Below are 19876 nucleotides of genomic sequence, written 5' to 3' on the forward strand. Positions count from 1 at the left end.
GGATCACGGCTTGGCGGGTCGGGTCGTGATCGGCGCGAAGTCCGCCAACAGGCGATCCTGCCCGTATTGGCCGCCGATCTGCTTCAGCCGTGTTTCGAGCGCGCGCAGATAATCGGCGCGCGCTTCGCTTTCCGGGCGCAGCTTGTCGAACAGCGGCACCGGTGTGACCACCAGTACCACCATCTCCGAGCCGAACGGCTTCGATACGATCCAGTCGCCCGCAGCGCTGCCGATCGTGTACGGACCGCCGTTCGACTGCATCTGGTTGTCCGGCCACAGATGACTGGGCACCATATGCACCACGTGGCCGTCTAGCTGGTAGTAGTCAACGGTCGCATAGGAATCGAACGGGGGCGCTTTCAGGTCGACCACCAGCGAGTCGTTCTCGGTCAGCAAACCGCTTGGCGGACGCATCTGCAGCGACGTCACGTGCCCCGCCTGCCAGTTGCGCACCATGTAGGGCGAGAGCGTTTTGACGACGTCGCATTTGTCGTCGGCGAGCGGCCGCACGTCGAGCGAAACCGTGTCGACGCCGGGCAGCGCCGCCAACGTCTCCTTCAGACGCGCGGAACCGTACCGCTGAGACACGAAGCCGCGTACCGTCAATGCGTGGTCCTGCACCGCGCCCGACAAAGCCGAACACGGCACCTGGGCAAGCGCGGGCGTGATCGCGGCGAGTGTCAACGCGGGCTTCGGCGCGGGAGCGGCTACAGGCGCCGGCGGCGACGCAACCTGCGGTGCCGGGGTTGGGGTTACTGCCGCGCCACCGGGTGCAGTGCTTGCTATATTCGCGCCGGCCGAAGACGCGACCGCGGACGCCCCGCCCGCCCGATCGACCTGATCGCCCTGCGATCCCGACGCCTCGGATTCTTGCTGACGGCCGGGCCCCGATCGAAAAGCGAACACGCCCACCGTGACCGCGCACACGACAGCGAGACCCGCAAGCCCAGCCCACGCGAGCGTTCCGGACTTCTCGGCGCGCGCTTCATTGTCGAACTCGGCGATAAAGCGCACCACGCTCGGCATCCGCGCATTGCGATCGAACGACAACGCGGCGCGCAACGCGCGCCATTGCCGCGTATCGAGATTCGGCGGCCGCTGCGGCTTGAAATCGGCATTGCGCGCCTGGGTGGCCGACAGGCGATCGAACGGATGATGTCCGGTCAGCAACTCGTAGGTGATGCAGCCAAGCGCGTAGATATCGTCGCGCGGATCCGGCTCGCGATGCTCGATCATCTCCGGGCTTGCATAGGCCGGCGTCAACGCGCCGAGACTGCCGGGATCGAACACCGTCGCGTCGCTCTCCTCTTCCGGCCGCTGGAAGACGCGCGCGATGCCGAAGTCGATCACTTTCACTTCGGCATTCGTGGTCAGAAACACGTTTGCGGGTTTGAAGTCGCAATGGACGAAGCCGCGTTCGTGCGCGTACGCGAGCGCCGCGCACATGCCGCGCACGATCGGCAGCGCGGCCCGGACCGGCATGCCCTGATAGCCGGGCGTGCGCAGCAGCTGGCTCAAGGGTTTGCCGCTCAGGTACTCCATCGTCAGATAGACGATCGGTCCGTCGCGGTCGAAATCGTAGACGGTGATGATGTTGCGATGCGCGAGTACCTGCGCCTTGCGTGCCTCGCGCTGTAACGCGACCAGCGAATTCGGATTGCCGCGGAACTGGACGTTCAGCACCTTGATCGCGAGATAGGGCTTGCGATCCGACGCTTCGAGCTTGCGCAGATCGAGCGCCTTGTACACGGTGCCCATGCCGCCCACGCCGAGGCACTCCTCGAGCACGAAGCGGTTATTCAGCGTATCGCCGATGCCTTTGATGGTCTCGGGTGCGGCGCTTCCGGCAGTGCCCGCGGTGCCCGCACTCCCGAGACTTCCCGCGCTCGACGAACGCAGCGACGGTAGATCGACCGTGGTCTGGATGCCGGTTTCCTCGCCGCCCGCCGCGACGTTCGATACGCGTAGCAGCTCGATGCGCCTGCGCACTTCCAGATAGAGATCGTCGGGCAACGGCGACCGGCTATGCGTGGCGTACAGCATCTCCAGCAGCCGCGTCGGACCGAGCTGCTCGGTCGCCAACGCGCTGTCGAGCCGAGCGACGAACTCGTCACGCGACAGCTCGCCGCTCTGGAAGTCGAGAATCACACGCGCAAGGCTAGCCATTTGTGCGAAGCACCGCCGTTGCCGCTGGACCGTGTCGCATGCGACCGACGCCACGCGGGTCGATAGAAAACCTGTCGTATCCAGTTACATGTGCCGTTTCGATACTAGCTCCCGGTCCGCGCTTACGCAAACCCGACAAACCACGCATGAGCCACGCGCCACCCCGCATCCTCGGCCGCGCGATGTCGTGCGAGATCCAACAGCGCACGCCGCAATGTCGGTCTGCCGCCACCGCTCGGCGCGCCGCAACGCGCGTGGAGCTGCCGGGCACAGTGACCGACCCACGCGCAAACTCCTTATGCGACAAGGGTTCACCGATATCTTCAGGATCCTTGACTAAAACTGGCACAGCCTGTGCGTTAGTGATGTCCGAGCAGACGAATTGCTCGAAACCACTCGCAACACTGCGAACACTTCTTTCAGGAGACTCACCATGAAAACGCTGATGATCAAAGACCTGTCCGTCACCGAACAACTCGACAGCAAGGCCATGAAAGCCGTACGCGGCGGATATGGCCCGAGCCAGTACTACAGCTTCGCTCCGGTGTATGCGCCGACCAGCGTCAAGAACAGCACCACCACGCAACTGATCAGCAACGAACTGAACTTCCAGAACGCCAACGGCAACAACGTTGCGTTCTCCGAAGGCATCAACTCCAACCTCAACCCGTATATCGTGTCGAGCAACTCCAACGGCCACTAATGCATAGCGCGGCGAGGCGCCCGCTAGCGCAGGCCGCTTCGCCGCATGCCATTCATGTCCGCTTTCCGTACTTTTAAGGAGAAACGCCATGTCATCCCTCATGATTCGCGATCTGTCCGGCACGCGCGAACTCGACCGCCGGGCGATGTCCGGGATCGCCGGCGGCACCGGTAGCAACGTTCCCGTGCCTTCCGGCCTTCCCGGCTTCGCCAACGTCAACGTCAACGTCAACGTCGAACAGAATCTGGCTCAGCAGCAGATCGTCAACGTCGCAGCGCTCAACAACATCGGGTCGATCGGCCCCGGCGTCGTGTTGCCGAAGCTGGACATCGCCCCCATTCTGGCGGGCGCCAACTACTCCGCCGTGTAAGCCGGGGCAGCAGCGGGGGACCGGGGGTTCCTTCACTGCCGCGGCAACATCACGGCCATGCGCGCCGCGAACGGATTTCCTATACTTATAGTGCGTTGAGACCTCAGTACAACGAACGACGCATCGAACACATTCCAGGCAGGGCGGCCGGAACCCGATCGGGTCTGGCCGCCTGAGCGTTTTTCCGGAGCCGTCATGGCCAAGCTGAGCATCAAGGATCTGACCGAAAGCGTCGCACTGGACCGCGAGGCGATGGCCGCGATCATCGGCGGCGCCCGCGTGGGCGCGCGCTCGAGTCTCGCCGCGCCGCTGGTGCCGGCCGCGACGCGCGTCGTCGAATACCCGCCGGGCTTTCCAGCCGCGCATCTGCGTATCGCGGAAGCAGCCACGCCGCGCAAACGGCAACGCCGCTAGCACCGCGTCGCGGAGCGTTTCGCCATCACGGCACGCGCAAATAGAGCGTGCCGTTTCTGTTTGCGCTTCCGATCGGGTGTTGCTCGCCTGAATCCGCCACGCACGACGCTGCGCCGCGCCCCAACCAATCGCGTGCGACTCGTGGGACGCGCGCGAACACGTCGACTGGCGAGCGCGATCGTGTCCGCCGCGATTCAACGCGGCAATTGCACGGATCCTTGCCAGGCTTCGCATCGCGGCCCCCGCTCCATTTTTCGGCTCACGTTCCCTCACATTGGCATAGGCCTTGCAGAAATCGAGGCGGGCGGCGCACTGTGCTCGCCTTTCCACGTCAAGGAGAAATGCCATGAAAGCCACTGTGATCATCAAGGACCTTGCGCCCGGCGCGGGCGACCCATCCGACGAGAAAACGCTGAGCGCCGAACAGATGAAGACGCTGCGCGGCGGCCGCTCGGTCGTCGTCACGGTGGACGGTGGCGGCAAGGGTACGGTCGACGATTTTGATATCAACACCGCGATCTTCGAAGGCCGCATCAGCGGAACTTACCTATAGGACGCGCGACGTGTCCGCAATTGGAAAAACGGCACCCCTGCTCGAGTTTTGAGCGCGACGGGTGCCGTTTCAATTGACTCGCGAATCTCCGCACGCGGCGCGCGCCGCCCTTGTGATCCGATTAAAGGATCGGCCTTGGGCACGTGGTTTGCTCCCTAGGGATTACCCTGCGGCCTTGTGGCCAACTTAGATAAAGCAGGATTCTCTCAACCAGGCGGAGGTCACAACATGCTAGGAACCATTCTTCTCATCGTGCTGATTCTGCTGCTGATCGGCGCTTTTCCGGCGTGGCCACACAGCCGATCATGGGGCTATGGTCCGACCGGTGGACTCGGCATAGTACTGATCGTGATCATCGTTCTGCTGGTTACCGGCGTGATATAGACCACGCGTAGTGGCCTGGAACACCAGGCGAGCCGCCATCTATCCGCGCGACGTCGCGCGCCGGTAGGTGGCGGCATCGCTTTTTCGACGTTGCCGGAGCACGCGATGGAAAAGTTACTGGCCAATCAGGTCGCGCTGATTACCGGTGCGAGTTCGGGAATCGGCTATGGCGTCGCCAAAGCGCTCGCGGATGCTGGCGCGGCGGTCGTGCTCAATTATCATTCGCACTCTGGACCCGATGAGAAGCTGGCCGACGAAATCGAACAGGCCGGTGGATCGGCAGTCGCGATCCAGGCGGACGTCTCGGATCCCGCTCAGGTTGCGAACCTGTTCGATGCCAGTCGCGCGCGCTTTGGCGGCGTCGATATCGTGGTCGCGAATGCCGGACTGCAGAAGGACAGCCCATTCGCCGACATGACGCTCCACGATTGGCAACTCGTGCTGTCGACGAATCTGACCGGCCAGTTTCTGACCTGCCAGGCCGCGGTAAAGGAATTCCGCCGACGCGGCCCGACGAGCGTATCGAAAGCGCTCGGCAAGATCATTTGCATGAGCTCCGTTCACGAGGTCATTCCGTGGGCGGGGCACGTCAATTACGCCGCGTCCAAAGGCGGCATTCAGATGTTCATGAAATCGCTGGCGCAGGAAGTCGCGCCCGAGCGCATTCGCGTCAATTCGATTGCACCGGGCGCGATCCGCACGCCGATCAATCGGGACGCGTGGGATTCGCAAGCCGCACTCGACAAGCTCCTGCGGTTGATTCCCTACGGACGTATCGGCGCCGTCGAAGATATCGGCAAGGCGGCGGTCTGGCTTGCTTCCGATGAAAGCGATTACGTGGTGGGCACGACGCTGTTCGTCGATGGCGGAATGACCTTGTATCCGGGCTTTTCGGATAACGGCTAAAGTCCGCCACGGCGACCGTCCTCGTTGACGTCGAGCAATTGCTCGAATAGATCGACATCCCCAGCTGGCCGCCCTTGCGCCGCCTCGCATCACGCCATACCGCATCGCAGATTAGCGCCTTTTCGACCCAGGCACGCTGCCTGCTGAAACTCCTGCGTATCCGAACTTCAATACGAAAGGAGATGACATCATGCCTTACCTACTTGGCTGGCTTCTTGGAGTTCCGTTGATCGTACTGGTCATCCTGTACCTCATTTTCCATTGATATCCCGCGGTACAGACGATAAGGGTGACGTTGTTCCCGTGGCGGCGGTATGCGGCTAGTTTCGTAGTCAGCGTACCGCCGCCATCAGCGCGCCCATTCCCACCAGCAGGCTCCCCATCAGACGGTTCACGATGCGCAGTCGCGTCGGCCGCTGCAAAACCTTGCGCAGACGGTGCGAGAAGATTGCCGTCGATGCGACGCCCAACGCGAAGATCAGCGCAAACGTGCCGGCCAGCAAAAGGTACTGGTGATTGGCCGACCAATGCGCTTCATTCGACGAAGTACTAATGAACTGTGGAAAGAAGGACGGAAAGAACAATAGCGTTTTCGGATTCAGGCCCGACGTCGCGAAGCCGCGCCAGAACAAACCGCGTTGTCCGGTGCGATCGGGTAGAACCGGCGAAGTCGCGAACGTGCCGCTCCTCCATTGTTTGAAGCCCAGATAAACCAGATAAATCGCGCCGGCCCAGCGCAACACGATGAGCGCGCGCTCATCGATCAGCAACAACGAATTCAGACACAGCGCGGTAAAGGCAAGCTGCAGCAATACCGCGCAGGTGCCGCCCCACACACAGGGTAATGCCGCGCGCCATCCGGCGCTGAGCGCCTGGCTCATCGTCAGAACATTGACTGGACCGGGCGAATAAACGAGTACGGCGGCGGCGAGAAGAAACGAAACGTACAACTGGATCGGCATTGGCGAATCAGCGGACAAAAGAGGGTTGCGATGGACACATGCGGCGACATGCGTCCATGCCCGGCGAGCGCGCCTTCCGGCGCGGGTAACGCCGGAGTTCGCCCGCGTGCCGCCTTCCCGTGAAGGCGGCGAGACACCGAAAAGCGGCTTGTGGCCACGGAGGATCGCCGGCGCGAGGCCTGCGGTCCGGGCGGTTGTCCCGGGCATGAATGCACGCTGAAATCATACCGGCAGCCCCGCTGGATAGGCTTCTTAAACGCATCAGCTTAGGCTGTCGTATCGGGATGATATTCGCCTATAATCAGCCTAAACAGAATATTCTTCCGATCCCTTCGATGAACGCCCGAAACCGCCCGCTGGACGCCCTCGATCGCAAGATCATGCGCGAGCTTCAGAAGAACGCCCGGCTCAGCAATGCCGAGCTTGCCGAACTGGTCGGCATGTCGACCACCGCGTGCTGGAATCGCACGCGGCAGCTCGAAAACGAAGGGTATATCCGCGGCTATGTCGCATTGCTCGATCAGCAAAAGCTCGGCTTCGCCGACGTCGTGCTGCTCGAAGTCACGCTGGACCGCCACGAAGAAGACGCGCTCGCGCGCTTCGGCGCCGAGCTCGCCGCGCTCAGCGAAGTGCTCGAAGCGTATCTGGTGTCCGGCGATTACGACTATCTGGTCAAGGTCGCGGTAGACGGCACCGCGGGCTACGAGCGCTTCCTGCGCGAAAAGCTCTACAAGATCGCAGGCATTCGCCATAGCCGCTCGATGTTCGCGCTGCGCTGCATGAAGAGCATTCCGTCGATCGCAATCTGATTTCTCGGCTGACTGCGCGCGCTTTTAGTGCGCGGCCTGCGAGGCGGCGATGATCGCCTCGGCCACGGCCCGCGGCTGGCTCAGCATCGCGACATGACTCGTGTCGACGCGCGTGATCTTTGCATCGATGTGCTTCGCCATCTCCAGCTGTAGAGCCGGATCGATCATCCGGTCGCGGCCCGACACCACGAAGTACGACGGCTTGTCATGCCAGGCGGCGCTCGTCACCTTGTCGTCGATACAGCCTGCGGCCCAAGGCTGCTGGGTCGCCGCGATCAGCCGCTTCTGCGGCAGCGGCAAATCCTGCGCGAAGTCGTCGAGCACCGCCTGCGTCGACAGCGTCAGATAACCGGCCGAGTCCTTGCGCAACTCGCTTGCCCATACCGGCGCGGGCTTGTCCTTCGTGATGTCGGCGATGGACTGGCCGTTGTCCGGCGCAAATGCCGCGACGTACACGAGGCTCTTCACCTTGTCATCGTTGCCGGCCTCGCTGACCACCACGCCGCCCCATGAATGGCCGACCAGAATCACCGGGCCGTTCTGCTGCGCGATCACGCGCCGGGTAGCTGCCACGTCGTCGGCGAGCGAGCTCAGCGGATTCTGCACGGCCACCACATGCAGGCCGCGCGCTTCGAGCAGCGGAATCACCTTGTCCCAGCTGGACCCGTCGGCGAAAGCGCCGTGTACGAGCACGACGTTCTTGCCCTTCAGGTCATCGGACGGTGCAGCCTGCGCGAACTGCGTGGCCTGCAACGCGAACAATCCGCCCAGCAGCAGAACGGAACCGAGAATTTTTTTCAGCAGCGTGGTCATTGTTCTTGTCTCGACAGGTTGAGTTGAAGAGGGAGTCCGCACGTCGACGTGAGACGCTGCGCGCGGACGGCCTGAACACTTGCATCGATCACGAACCCGCGTAGATCGAGCCGAGGCCGACGACGTTGGAGCCGTCATGCACGTGATCAACCGCCGCATGCTTCATCGGCATAGGCGAGCCCGAAGCCGAACTGCCGTTCGCGACGCCACCGTAGGCGGCCGCGTCATGGCCCGCGCTGATACGCGCTTCTGCCGCTTCGATGTTCTGCGGGTATTGCGTGTTGTCGCTGGCCGGGTTGTAGCCCGCCTTTTCCAACTGGACCAGTTCCGCGCGAACTTCGGCGCGCGTGAGCGCCTGTTGCGGTTGCGCGAACGAAACGACGGGAACGGCGACGAGTGCGGCGACGATCAGCGATTGAACGAGTTTCATGAGTTTTCTCCGGGTATCAGAACGTTCAGGGATCAACGAATCAGGAGTGCGCGTAGATCGCGCCGAGGCCGATGACGTTCGAGCCGTCGTTGGCGGCATTCGCGGCCGCATGCTTTTTCGGTGCATGCGAGCCCGAAGCCGAGCTGCCATTCGCAACACCGCCGTATGCGGTAACGCCGTTGCCGCCGCTGACACGCGCTTCTGCCGCCTCGATGTTCTGCGGGTATTGCGCGTTGTCGCTAGCCGGGCTATAGCCGGCCTTCTGCAACTGGACCACTTCCGCACGGACTTCAGCACGCGTGAGCGCCTGTTGCGGTTGTGATTGCGCGAACGAAACGACGGGAACGGCAACGAGTGCGGCGACGATCAGCGATTGAACGAGTTTCATGAGTCTTCTCCGGGTTCCAAAGCATCAGGATCAAAGGATTGAGCGGGACACCAAGCCATCAACGCAGATACACTGTCACGTCCCGTCTGATTCACACGCAACGTTGTGAATCAACCTTGCGTGAAGACGTTAGAACGCCCCAACGTATCTGCAATGTTTTCGTCACCCCCCATTTCTGCAAGCGTGTTTGTCTGCGTACGGTATCGATACAGTGCGATACAAAACCCGCTTCCGGGCACGCCGGGCCGGAGTCGCATGCGTCGTGCGGATTGCAGGTGCGTTGCAAATGGGCCGGCCATGAAAAAACCCCAGCAGCCGAAGGTTCGACTGCTGGGGTTCCGTTCAGAAGAAGATGCCGGCGCGCGCCGGCGCGATCAAAGGCGCGTGACGTCGAGAATCGCATCCGCAAAGGCTTTCGGCGCTTCCTGCGGCAGGTTGTGGCCGATGCCGCCACTGATGTTGCGGTGCTGATACTTGCCGGTGAACTTCTTCGCGTATGCTGCGGGCTCGGGATGCGCGGCGCCGTTCGCATCGCCTTCGAGCGTGATGGTGGGCACCCCGATCGTCGGTCCGGTGGCGAGGCGCTTTTCGAGTTCGTCGTATTGCGGTTCGCCCTGCGCGAGTCCCAGACGCCAACGGTAGTTGTGAATCACCACGGCAACATGGTCCGGGTTATTGAACGATTCGGCGGAGCGCTCGAACGTGGCGTCGTCGAAATTCCATTTCGGCGAGGCGGTATGCCAGATCAGCTTGTTGAAGTCATGACGGTTCGCTTCATAACCCGCGCGGCCACGCTCGGTGGCGAAATAGAATTGATACCACCACGTGAGTTCGGCCTTCGGCGGCAACGGCGCGCGGTTCGCTTCCTGGCTGCCGATCAGATAGCCGCTCACCGACACCATCGCCTTCACGCGTTGCGGCCACAGCGCGGCGATGATGTTCACCGTGCGCGCGCCCCAGTCGAAGCCGCCGAGCACGGCCTTGTCGATTTTCAGCGCGTCCATCAGGTTGACGATGTCGACCGCGACTACCGCCTGTTGACCGTTGCGCGGCGTATCCGCCGACAGAAAACGCGTGCCGCCGTAGCCGCGCAGGAACGGCACGATCACGCGGTAGCCGGCCGCCGTCAGCAACGGCGTCACCTCGGCGAAGCTATAGATGTCATAAGGCCAGCCATGCAGCAAAATGACCACCGGTCCGTTCTGCGGGCCCGCTTCCGCATAGCTGACGTTCAGGGTGCCGGCATTGATCGAGCGAATGTTCTCGAACGACGCCACGCGCCCGCCTGTTTTCGTATTGCCGCCCGTGTCCGCCGATTGCGCATGCGCGAGCCCGCCCAGTCCCAATTCGAGCAGGCTGATACCCGCAAGCGCGGTTCCGAGAAAGCGGCGACGGCTATTGATCTGATCCGACATGGACATTCTCCTTTTAGCAGGGCTCTGATACGGAATTGATCGGGTCCGCTCGCGCGCGACATCGCGCAGCCGCATGCGTGCACCGCGCACGCACAGCGGACTTCATGAACGAACGGATGGAACGAATCGAACGAGACGGGTAGAGCGCGTCTGAAAACGGGGATGCCTTGACGACTGAACCACCAGTTTAGCGCTGTCGTACCGCTTGAGATGAATAGTGACAGCGCAAGCCGTCCGTAGCAAGAGCAACTAAGTCCACACATCGTTGCCTTACGGGCAACACATTAACCGCAGTCGACTAATAACATGCGCGAGATCAATCAGCAACGCCTTCGCTATTTCAACGAGGTGCTCACGCACGGCACCATACGCGGCGCCGCGGAAAGCATCAATACGTCGCCCTCGGTGATCACGCGGCAGATCAAGTTGCTCGAGGACGAACTCGGCGCAGTGCTATTCGAGCGGCAGGCGCGTGGAGTCAAGCCAACCGAGGCGGCCATGCATCTGCTGGAGTTCTGGCGCGGCTACCGTTCGCAGCAGGAGAAGCTCGAAGATCAGTTGCATGCGTTGAAAGGCCTGCAGCGAGGGCAGATTCGGCTCGCGGTCAGCGAAGGCTTCGTCGACATGCTGGTCGACGCGGTGCTGGCGCCGTTCTGCGCCCAATATCCGGAGCTCGAAATCGGCCTGGATATGCTCGCGGTCGACGCGATCCAGGAAGAAGTCGCCGAAAGTCGCGCGCATATCGGGCTTGCGTACAATCCGCCGCCTCATGCGCGTGTCGAGCATCGAGCGAGTTCGCCGCAGCCGGTCGTGTTGTTGCTGAGAAGCGACCATCCGCTCGCGAAGCGCAAACGAGCCGCGACGCTCGACGACCTGCGCGCGTGGCCGCTTGCACTGATGCCGCCAACCTTTGGAATCGGTCACGTCGTCAAGATGACGGAACTCGCGGAAAACCTGTCGATCCCCGCGACACTGACGACCAACTCGCTGAGTGCGTTGAAGCGCTTCGTCACGGCCCACAACTTCATGACGCTGATCGGCGAATTCGCCGCCTACCGCGAAATCGCGAGCGGCGAACTGACGACGGTACCGATCGCGCATCCGCTGTTTTCCGGCGCGCAGGCGCGGGTGCTCGTCAAGACCGGCCGTCCGCTCGCGCCGGGACCGCTCGAATTGCTGCGCTGGATCGAGGAGCACATGCCGATGTTCTCCACCTCCGGCGCACATAGAGTGGCAGGCGCAACGGGAACCACGGCGCGCAAGCGCAGGACGCGCTGATCACGCGTTCCGCGGCCGCTGCCTCGAGCGCAGCGCGCATCGGCTTGTCAGCCGATTTGTGTCGCAATGTATCTGCGGCGGACCCAGACACACAAGCTTGCAAGCACGCCTCAACACCGACATAAACCAGATACGTGCGGGCGTTCCAATACGGTCATCCAAACCAATGGAACGCCCATCATGCACAGCACGCTCGAAACTCCGCTCGCCCTGCTCGCCGGGCTGCTGACGATTGCCTCTCCCTGCGTGCTGCCGGTGATGCCGATTCTGCTCGGCACTTCCGTCGAACAACCGAGCCGCACGCGGCCACTGTTCATCATTGCCGGCTTCATTCTGACTTTCGCCTCGTTTGCGCTGCTGTTGGGCGCGGTGTCGAGCACAGTGCATGTCGCGCAACAGGTCCTGCGCAATACCGGTATTGCGTTGCTCGCACTGTCCGGATTTTTGCGTATCTGGCCGCGCCCTTACGACTGGCTCGTCGCGCGACTGCAAGGGCCGCTCGATCGCATCGGCGCGGCCATGTCTCCAGGCACGCAACCGGGCAGCGGCAACGCAGGCGGCTTCGTGCTCGGCATGTCGCTCGGCGCGGTATGGACGCCCTGCGCCGGGCCGGTGCTCGCGTCGATTCTGGTGCTCGTCGTGAAGGCGCAGGACCTCGGCTGGTCGGCGCTACTGCTCACGCTGTATGCGATCGGCGCGGCGATTCCGATGCTCGCGATCATCTACGGCGGACATTACGTGACGCGCCATGTACGTGTCGTCTCACGTCACGCCGAGCGCCTGCAACAGGTATTCGGCGTACTGGTGATGCTGACCGCGCTCGCCATCTATCTGCAATACGACGTGCTGCTGTACGCGCGGCTCGCCGGCCTTTTCCCCTCACTCAAAGGACTTTGACATGACTACCCGATTGAAAACCTTCGCACTGTCCAGCGCGATTGCCGCCTGCGCGATGATCGCGGCGAGTACTACCGCATTCGCGGCGTCGCAGGAGACTGGCCCGAGCGCACCTGAGCTTACCGGCATTACGCAATGGCTCAATAGCGAGCCGCTCAAGTTGCAGCAATTGCGCGGCAAAGTGGTACTCGTCGACTTCTGGACCTTTGACTGCATCAATTGCGTCAACACACTGCCTTACGTGAAAAACTGGAACCAGAAGTACAAGGATCAGGGGCTCACGGTGATCGGCGTGCATACGCCCGAATATCCGTTCGAACGCGACACCGGCAACGTGAAGACCGCCCTAAAACGACTCGGCATCACCTATCCGGTTGCGCAGGACAACCAGTACGCGACATGGAATGCGTACAACAACCAGTACTGGCCCGCGGTCTATCTGATCGACAAGCAAGGTCATATCGTCTACACGCACTTCGGTGAAGGCGACTATGCGCAGACGGAGGCGAAGATTCAGGCACTGCTCGCGCAGAAGGGTTGACGGTGGTCCATCGCGGTGACACTGTTACCCGACAAACCGGCTGCTTCGATCTGTGAATGCACACGCCCGCCTGCCCCCGACCGACGGGGCCACGCGGGCTTCTTTTCACCCGCGAACAGCTGCTTAACATTCGCTGCCGACACTGCCTTCAAGGTGTGAACCGGCGTGCACGAGCATATCCGTCGGGACTTTGCCAATGGTACTATCGGCTATCATTGCCGCGGCCAACAAAGGAATGTTCCCGTGTCGTGCAAATGCGGAGTGCTTTTGTGTTCCTTTCCTCGCCGTTAAAGTTTTATGTTCGATCGCGCTGTCCGGAATGTTGGAATTCTCTTCATCAATCCGGCACGATCGCACCGGCCGCGATGGCACTTGCCCCACTCACGGATGAACTTCGATTGTCCTGCCGGTCGTGAATTTCCGCATGACCTTTTCTAAGGAACGCCAACTCATGTCAATACCATCGCGGCTGTGCAAAGTGCTCGTCGGAAGCTTGCTTGTGCTGGGAACAGCGGGCGCGCAAGCGTCCAACCTTGGATTCCTGAGTGACACACCACTCAGTCAGATGCGGCAAGCGGACATCACGTCGATCCAGTCCGCGGTGAATCAGGCACTCGATACGAAGCAGGACGGCGAGACACTCAAGTGGGAGAACAATGCTACGCGCAACAGACCTCGGGTAGACGCGACGATCACGCCGTCACACACGATCAAGGAAGAAGCGCGAACATGCCGGGTCGTGGCAATCAACCTCAGTGCACGAGGTCAGACGATGCATCTCACTCCGCGGTTCTGTCGGTCCGGTTCCGACAATTGGGAATTTCAGCCCCGTCACTGAACGCTCGAAGATCGGGCACCCACTCGTCCGACGGGCTGGCATCGCCATGCTCGCTCGTCGCGCAACGGCCTTCCGCATCCGGATCCGACACGCTGGTCCTCGTGGCGGATTCGCTTGACTAACCGGTCCTTCCCGCACGCATCCCCGCATTTGCCATCCTCGTTCGCAGCAGATACTCTGTGCTGGCTTGTCTTTCGCGTCGCCTATTGTGAATTGTAGTCAGACGGCGGCTTTCGATGCACGGTGATCTACGTTACGGGTGAGCTATGCCTTCAGGAAAGTACATCGGCAATAAAACAGTCAGTCCGTCGTTTTCATGTCTTTGTGACAAGTCTCAAGCGCAGTATGCCAACCGCCGTATCAGTGCCGACCTGTCGCGCCGCGGCTTCGTCACCGGCCTCGCGGCCTCGATGCTGAGTCTGGTTCTGCCGGGACTCAGCCATGCTCAAACCACCCAACCGCCGGCACCGCCGCCGAAGCCGGTGCTGTTCACCAACTTTCGTTTGTTCGATGGCAAATCGTCGACACTGCGCGACGGCCACTATATGGTTGTCGAAGGCAACAGCATCAGCCAGTTGGGTCAGGGGCAACCTGCTTCGATCGAAGGCAAGACGCTCGTCGATTGCGGCGGCAAGGTGATGATGCCCGGCATGATCGACATGCACTGGCACGCGCTGCTCGCGGCGGTGCCGATTCAGGTCATCCTTCAATCCGACATTGCATTCGTGCATCTTGCGGCGAGCGCCGAAGCCGAACGCACGCTAATGCGCGGCTTTACGACGATACGCGACGCGGGCGGCCCATCGTTCGCGCTGAAGCAGGCAATCGACAGCGGCATGATTTCCGGGCCGCGCATCTATCCGTCCGGCGCGATGATTACGACCACCGGCGGTCACGGCGATTTTCGCGCACTGAGCGAGTTGCCCCGCACCAGCAGCCAGGTCACTCAAGCGGAACGGGACGGCGGCTTCGCGATCGCCGACACCGAAGACGAAATGCGCGTGCGCGTGCGCGAGCAGTTCATCCAGGGCGCGACGCAGATCAAGCTGGTCGGTTCCGGCGGCGTATCGACGCCGCGCAGTCCACTCGACATGCTCACGTTCACCGAAAGACAGTTACGCGCGGCCGTGGAAACAGCGGCCGACTGGGGCACCTATATCCTGTCGCATGCCTACACGCCCGAAGCGGTTCAGCGCTCAGTGACGGCGGGCGTGCAGTGCATCGAGCACGGTCATCTGATGGACGACAGGACCGCGGCGTTGATGGCGAAGAACGGCACGTGGTTGAGCACGCAGCCGTTCGTCAGCGAAAACGATGTGGGCCCGCTCGCCCCACAGAGCCGCGAAAAATTTCTCGAAGTGATCGCAGGCACCAACAACGCTTACACTCTCGCGCGCAAGCATGGCATCAAGGTCGCGTTCGGTACGGACCTGATCTTTTCACAGGCCGTGGCTGCGAGGCAAGGCACGATGCTCACGAATATGAAGCGGTGGTACAGCGCCGCCGAAGCATTGAGCATGGCAACGGGCACCAATGGCCAACTACTCGCGATGTCCGGCCACCGCAATCCGTACCCTCGCAAGCTCGGTGTACTCGAGGAAGGTGCGTACGCCGATCTGCTGCTCGTCGATGGCAATCCGCTCGAAAATCTCGACCTGATCGCGAACCCGGAGCAGAACCTGCGGATCGTGATGAAGGATGGGAAGTTCTACAAGAACACGCTTAAAGCGTAATCGGCAACAGATGCGGGCGCGCAACTTCGCGCGCCCGCATTCGCTACACCCTCACACTATTTAGCTGTGCCCCTGCAGGCGGATGTCGCGCGACGATGCGCCGACGTACACCGAGCTGCCCGGCACATAGAGCCAACGGTTGTTCGTCGTATCCCACACGCTCTGCATGCGCTGCGTCACGACCAGGTGCACACGGCGCGATTCGCCGGGGTTCAGACCAACCTTGTCCCAGCCGACCAGACGCCGCGGCGGTTCACCCTGATACGGCACGCCGAGGTACACCTGCGGCACTTCCGCGCCGGCGACGCGACCATCGTTACGCACGTTGAACGACACGTCGATCAGGCCGCCCGGCAGATGCTGAACCGACAGACCCGAGTACGCGAAGTGCGTGTACGACAGCCCGTAGCCGAACTCGAACATCGGTGTGATGTTCTGCGAGTCGTACCAGCGATAGCCCATATCGAGCTTCTCGGAGTAGACCGGGTTCGCCGCGAACGCGCCATTCGTGCCCCACGTCGGCGTATCCTGGTCGCGCGCCGGGAACGTGACGGGCAGCTTGCCGGAAGGATTGACCTTGCCGAACAGCACGTTCGCGATTGCGTTACCGCCGCCTTCGCCCGGATACCATGCTTCGACGATCGCCGACACACTGTCCTTCCACGGCATCAGCACCGGGTTGCCGCTTTCGACGACGACGATCGTGTGCGGATTGGCCGCCGCAACCGCTTCGACGAGTGCATCCTGGTTGGTCGGATTCGCGAGGCCGAGGCTCGGCAGATCGCCGATGTCCTCACCGGCCGGCTGCGCGACCACGACGATCGCGACGTCGGAGTTGGCCGCCAGCGTCGCCGCCTGGGTGATCTGCTGCTGCGTGTACGCGGCAAACGGCGACTGCTGATCGCTGTTGCCGGCGAAGGTCACCTTGGCCTGCGGCGCGAGCGCCTGGATCGCCGACACGATCGGCGTGGGCAGCTTCAGCCACGGGTTGGTCCACCAGCTGCAGCCCGTCTCCGTGCCGAACGCCAAGCCGCCGCAACCGGCGAACGCGCCGGTCACCGGATCGCGCGTGTTGCCGGAGCCGCCACCCGTCAGCACCGCCGCGTCAGCGTGGCCGCCGATCACCGCGATGCGCGACAGCGAACCGGCCGCGAGCGGCAGCTGATTGCTGGCGTTCTTCAGCAACACCATCGACTGTTCTTCGACCGACTGCGTGAAGGCTCGCGCGCCGGAGAAGTCGATGGTCCCGCCGCCCTTCGCCGGATCGTCCATCACGCCCGTGCGGATCATCACGTACAGCTTGCGCTCGACCATGTCGTCGAGGCGCGCGGTCGACACCGAGCCGTTCGCGATCGCCTGCTTGACCAGCGTGGGCGTCAGATAGACGGTCGAACCGACGTCTTCCTCCTCGTCGAGACCGGCATTGATCGCGGGCCCCGTGCTATGCGTCGCGCCCCAGTCCGACTGCACCTGACCTTCGAAATGCCAGTCGTTCTTCAGCACGTCGTTGAGAATGTGCGGGTTCTCACACGCCTGGATGCCGTTGACCTCGTTGTAGCTGCACATCACGCTGCCTGGCTGCGCGCGGCGCGCGGCGATTTCGAACGGCAGCAGATAGAGTTCGCGCATCGTGCGCTCGTCGATCTGGCTGTTGCCGCCGCCGCGGTTATGTTCCTGCTCGTTGCCCATGTAGTGCTTGATCGTCGCGATGACCTTCTGGCTTTGCGTGCCGTCGGTACGCTCGGCGAGCATTTCGCCGGCAAGCACCGGGTCTTCGCCGAGATACTCGAAGAGCCGGCCACCGCGCGGCTCGCGCGCCAGGTTCGTGCCGCCGCCGAGCCCCATGCCGAAGCCCTGCTGACGCAACTGGATCGCGATCTGTTTGCCGAAGTTCCACGACAGTGCCCGGTCCCAGCTTGCCGCCACCGCGAGCGTGGCAGGGAAGGTCGTCGATGCCTGGTTGGTGCTGCCCGAGCCCGTCGCGGAGTCGACCATGTTCAGGTCAGGAATGCCGAGACGCGGCACGCCTTGAATGTAGCCAGCGCCACCGCCCGGCACGGACGACATCGCGTACTCCGAATGAATGAACTGCAATTTTTCATCGACCGTCATCTTGCCGACGAGCGTTTCCGCGCGCCGATGCGCCGCGGCCGACGCAAACGCGTTCAGCACCGTCGACATGGGCGCGAAATCGAGCCCGGGAGTTGGCATATCCGCGTGCGCAGCGGCGCTCACGGCCGCCGCTATCGCGACGGCCGGCCATAGTTTCTTCTGCATAGGTTGTCTCTCCGAAATTGTGCTTTTCTGGGGCGGCGGAGCGCGTCGGGGGGGTGGGAAGCGGACGCGAAAACAGGCATGCAGCGATGACTGCAAACGTTTGCCTGTTCGAAGAAGAATCGGCGCAACTGGATCGGCTGTAGCGACTCTCCGTGGTGAGTAATGTAAGAATGTAGTCTGACTACAGCATCAGTATTTCTACTAATTCGCGTAACTTTATGCGCAATGGGACGTAAGGCTTTTCTTACACAGGCTAATTGAAAGGTTATGAATCAGATTGAATAAAAGGCCGAGAATTTTCATTTGCATTTCTTGAGTTGTGAAAAAATTGTGAATACAGAGAGACCTTCCGTTGCTATCTAGGCGCAGGCCTGAAAAAGCAGCGCTCATCGCTCAGCACACAACGCGTCAACGCTGTATATGCAGAGGTTTTCTGGCATTCGGCATTATTTTTCGATTGGTGTCGGTACCTCGTTCGCGGCGAGACTCGGAAGGGAAAGCAACACAGGTGAGACGTTATTGATGCCTTTTGTCGACAGAAATAACCGTGATTCCGGTCGCCGAATTTCCCGACGCCTGCAGTCCCACATCTTTGTATAAGCCTCGAATTGTTCAATCAGGCCCGGAACGATTGCATATCGAGCGTGGTGGGTAAGGTTTGAAGCCAGATCACCGCTTCGAATCATCAGCTCGCAACTGAAAATAATGCCAACTGGACGTGAGCATGGTGCGAATGGCAGATATTCAAGTGTCCGAAGGAACACAAGCGTCGGTAACGGACGCGAAAAAAAACCGGGCGGGATGTCCTCACATCCCGCCCGGTTCAGCTACTACCGTTAGTCAGTCCCTCTCCAGTGATTCCGATCAGAAGACGAAACCTGCACCGACGCCAGCGGCGAACGTCCCAGAAGTGGTGGTCGAGCCCGACGCCTTGATGATCCACTTGCCATTGCGCGTGAAGGTCGACAAACCGACAGCAACCGCGGACTGGCCAGCATACGTTCCGCCTGCCACCGAGACGATGCTCTTGCCCGCGGCCGGAGCCTGGGGCAGGTTGGCCATGGCGACCGCCGCAGCCGAGCCGGAGTATGACTTCTTCGCGATACTGTCGATCGTGCTGTTAATGTCGTTGAAGCGCTGGTCGGTGTAGTTGTTGGCCTGCTGCACGCCCTGTGCAACCGAGCTGTTCATCTGACCGACATTGACCGCATCCGTGTCCGCCGTACCCGCTGCAACGTTGGTGATCTGGCGCTGCTGCGTCGCCGAACCCACCGACACCGAGTTGTCGCGGTCCGTCACCGAACCTTGGCCCAACGCCACCGAGTTCGCATTGCCCGCTTGGGACCCGGTGCCAATCGCCGTCGAGTGGGCGCCGGTAGCCGCTGCATTGGTGCCGACTGCCACAGCGTTGTCTGCTGCCGCGTTGGCGTTTGCGCCAAGCACCGTGGCGTAGTTGCCCGATGCTGCCGCACCCGCTCCAGCCGCCGTGCTGCCCACACCGGTACCCGGCATCGCTGCATTGGCCACTGCGTCATTACCACTGCCCGACGACGAAACATTCGTGGCATCGAAGTTCGGGTTGGCCGGCTGGATGTTCGACATCTGGCTACCGAGATCCAACACCTGTCCGTTGAGGTCCGTCACCTGGTCCTGCAACGCCGACAACTGGCCGAAGTTCACCGCATCGTACTGGCTCGTGCCGTTGGCCACGTTGGTCAGGACCACCGGACCCGCGCTCAGGCCTCCACCCAGCGTCACGGAACCCAGGTTCACCGAGCCGTCAGCGTGACGGTCATACTGCACCGCGCCCGACAGTTGCGTACCTACGTCGCCCACCTGGGTCTGCAACTTCGTGATGTCCTTGGTGTTCTCCGTCATACGGTCATCCAGATCTGCGATGCCCGAGGCGTTCCGCGCCACATCCTGGTTCGTCGCATACAGCTGCGAGCCGTTCACCGCTTCGCTGCTCGTCGCCGACAGCGTTCCGGCCTTCACGCCC

The 19876-nt window shown here is 61.9% G+C and carries 19 protein-coding genes; 11 read left to right on the forward strand and 8 right to left on the reverse strand.

Going from position 1 to position 19876, the window contains the following annotated elements:
• Positions 1-3 precede the first annotated feature (3 nt).
• Entirely contained in the window at positions 4-2166 is a 2163-nt protein-coding gene (locus tag EVC45_RS30510; RefSeq protein ID WP_129961893.1) for a serine/threonine-protein kinase, read from the reverse strand.
• Between the two features lie 433 nt (positions 2167-2599).
• On the opposite strand from EVC45_RS30510, the gene EVC45_RS30515 reads away from it, so the two are divergent.
• The 6 genes from EVC45_RS30515 (at position 2600) to EVC45_RS30540 (ending at position 5496) form a co-directional block, all read left to right on the forward strand.
• Positions 2600-2869 carry a hypothetical protein gene (locus tag EVC45_RS30515; RefSeq protein ID WP_129961894.1) on the forward strand — a complete coding sequence of 90 codons (270 nt, stop codon included), beginning with the start codon at positions 2600-2602 and terminating at the stop codon, positions 2867-2869.
• A gap of 88 nt (positions 2870-2957) precedes the next feature.
• Positions 2958-3239, forward strand: a complete 282-nt coding sequence (locus tag EVC45_RS30520; RefSeq protein WP_129961895.1) for a hypothetical protein — start codon at positions 2958-2960, stop codon at positions 3237-3239.
• Positions 3240-3434: 195 nt separating this feature from the next.
• Positions 3435-3653 carry a hypothetical protein gene (locus EVC45_RS30525; protein WP_129961896.1) on the forward strand — a complete coding sequence of 73 codons (219 nt, stop codon included), beginning with the start codon at positions 3435-3437 and terminating at the stop codon, positions 3651-3653.
• Positions 3654-3999: 346 nt separating this feature from the next.
• Positions 4000-4206: a hypothetical protein gene (locus EVC45_RS30530; protein ID WP_129961897.1), complete on the forward strand. Its 207-nt coding sequence runs from the start codon at positions 4000-4002 to the stop codon at positions 4204-4206.
• Positions 4207-4434: 228 nt separating this feature from the next.
• A complete protein-coding gene (locus tag EVC45_RS30535; protein ID WP_129961898.1) occupies positions 4435-4590 on the forward strand; it encodes a DUF3309 family protein in 156 nt (51 codons plus the stop codon).
• Positions 4591-4695: 105 nt separating this feature from the next.
• Entirely contained in the window at positions 4696-5496 is an 801-nt protein-coding gene (locus EVC45_RS30540; RefSeq protein ID WP_129961899.1) for an SDR family oxidoreductase, read from the forward strand.
• A 332-nt stretch (positions 5497-5828) separates the two neighbouring features.
• Here EVC45_RS30540 and EVC45_RS30545 read toward each other — a convergent pair whose 3' ends face one another.
• Positions 5829-6458, reverse strand: a complete 630-nt coding sequence (locus tag EVC45_RS30545; RefSeq protein WP_129961900.1) for a LysE family translocator — start codon at positions 6456-6458, stop codon at positions 5829-5831.
• A 335-nt stretch (positions 6459-6793) separates the two neighbouring features.
• Between EVC45_RS30545 and EVC45_RS30550 the strand changes: the two genes are divergently transcribed.
• Positions 6794-7267, forward strand: coding sequence for an Lrp/AsnC family transcriptional regulator (locus tag EVC45_RS30550; RefSeq protein WP_129961901.1), 474 nt, complete (start codon positions 6794-6796; stop codon positions 7265-7267).
• 24 nt (positions 7268-7291) lie between these two features.
• Here the strand turns inward: EVC45_RS30550 and EVC45_RS30555 are convergent, their stop codons facing one another.
• From EVC45_RS30555 to EVC45_RS30570, 4 genes are all read right to left on the reverse strand, one after another.
• Positions 7292-8080 (reverse strand): alpha/beta fold hydrolase, encoded by a 789-nt coding sequence (locus EVC45_RS30555; RefSeq protein ID WP_129961902.1) that lies wholly within the window; start codon positions 8078-8080, stop codon positions 7292-7294.
• 88 nt (positions 8081-8168) lie between these two features.
• Entirely contained in the window at positions 8169-8510 is a 342-nt protein-coding gene (locus EVC45_RS30560) for a DUF4148 domain-containing protein (protein WP_129961903.1), read from the reverse strand.
• Between the two features lie 40 nt (positions 8511-8550).
• Complete coding sequence (locus EVC45_RS30565) at positions 8551-8898, reverse strand: DUF4148 domain-containing protein (RefSeq protein ID WP_129961904.1); 348 nt, start codon at positions 8896-8898, stop codon at positions 8551-8553.
• Between the two features lie 374 nt (positions 8899-9272).
• Complete coding sequence (locus EVC45_RS30570) at positions 9273-10313, reverse strand: alpha/beta fold hydrolase (protein WP_129961905.1); 1041 nt, start codon at positions 10311-10313, stop codon at positions 9273-9275.
• A gap of 306 nt (positions 10314-10619) precedes the next feature.
• Here EVC45_RS30570 and EVC45_RS30575 point away from each other — a divergent pair, with 306 nt between their 5' ends.
• The 4 genes from EVC45_RS30575 to EVC45_RS30595 all read left to right on the forward strand — a co-directional run bounded on the left by EVC45_RS30575 (position 10620) and on the right by EVC45_RS30595 (position 15600).
• Positions 10620-11591, forward strand: coding sequence for a LysR family transcriptional regulator (locus EVC45_RS30575; protein ID WP_129961906.1), 972 nt, complete (start codon positions 10620-10622; stop codon positions 11589-11591).
• 180 nt (positions 11592-11771) lie between these two features.
• Entirely contained in the window at positions 11772-12488 is a 717-nt protein-coding gene (locus tag EVC45_RS30580; protein ID WP_129961907.1) for a cytochrome c biogenesis CcdA family protein, read from the forward strand.
• 1 nt (position 12489) lies between these two features.
• Positions 12490-13029, forward strand: coding sequence for a thioredoxin family protein (locus EVC45_RS30585; RefSeq protein WP_129961908.1), 540 nt, complete (start codon positions 12490-12492; stop codon positions 13027-13029).
• A 1248-nt stretch (positions 13030-14277) separates the two neighbouring features.
• Positions 14278-15600, forward strand: a complete 1323-nt coding sequence (locus EVC45_RS30595; RefSeq protein WP_129961917.1) for an amidohydrolase family protein — start codon at positions 14278-14280, stop codon at positions 15598-15600.
• 60 nt (positions 15601-15660) lie between these two features.
• Here EVC45_RS30595 and EVC45_RS30600 read toward each other — a convergent pair whose 3' ends face one another.
• Together EVC45_RS30600 and EVC45_RS30605 are read right to left on the reverse strand one after the other, a co-directional pair.
• Positions 15661-17877 (reverse strand): beta-glucosidase, encoded by a 2217-nt coding sequence (locus EVC45_RS30600; RefSeq protein WP_129961909.1) that lies wholly within the window; start codon positions 17875-17877, stop codon positions 15661-15663.
• A gap of 864 nt (positions 17878-18741) precedes the next feature.
• Positions 18742-19876, reverse strand: a 1135-nt coding sequence (locus EVC45_RS30605) for a YadA-like family protein (protein WP_211193499.1), incomplete at its 5' end; no start/stop codon positions are given.

It is taken from the genome of Paraburkholderia sp. UYCP14C (assembly GCF_004197395.1).
Taxonomy (GTDB): domain Bacteria; phylum Pseudomonadota; class Gammaproteobacteria; order Burkholderiales; family Burkholderiaceae; genus Paraburkholderia.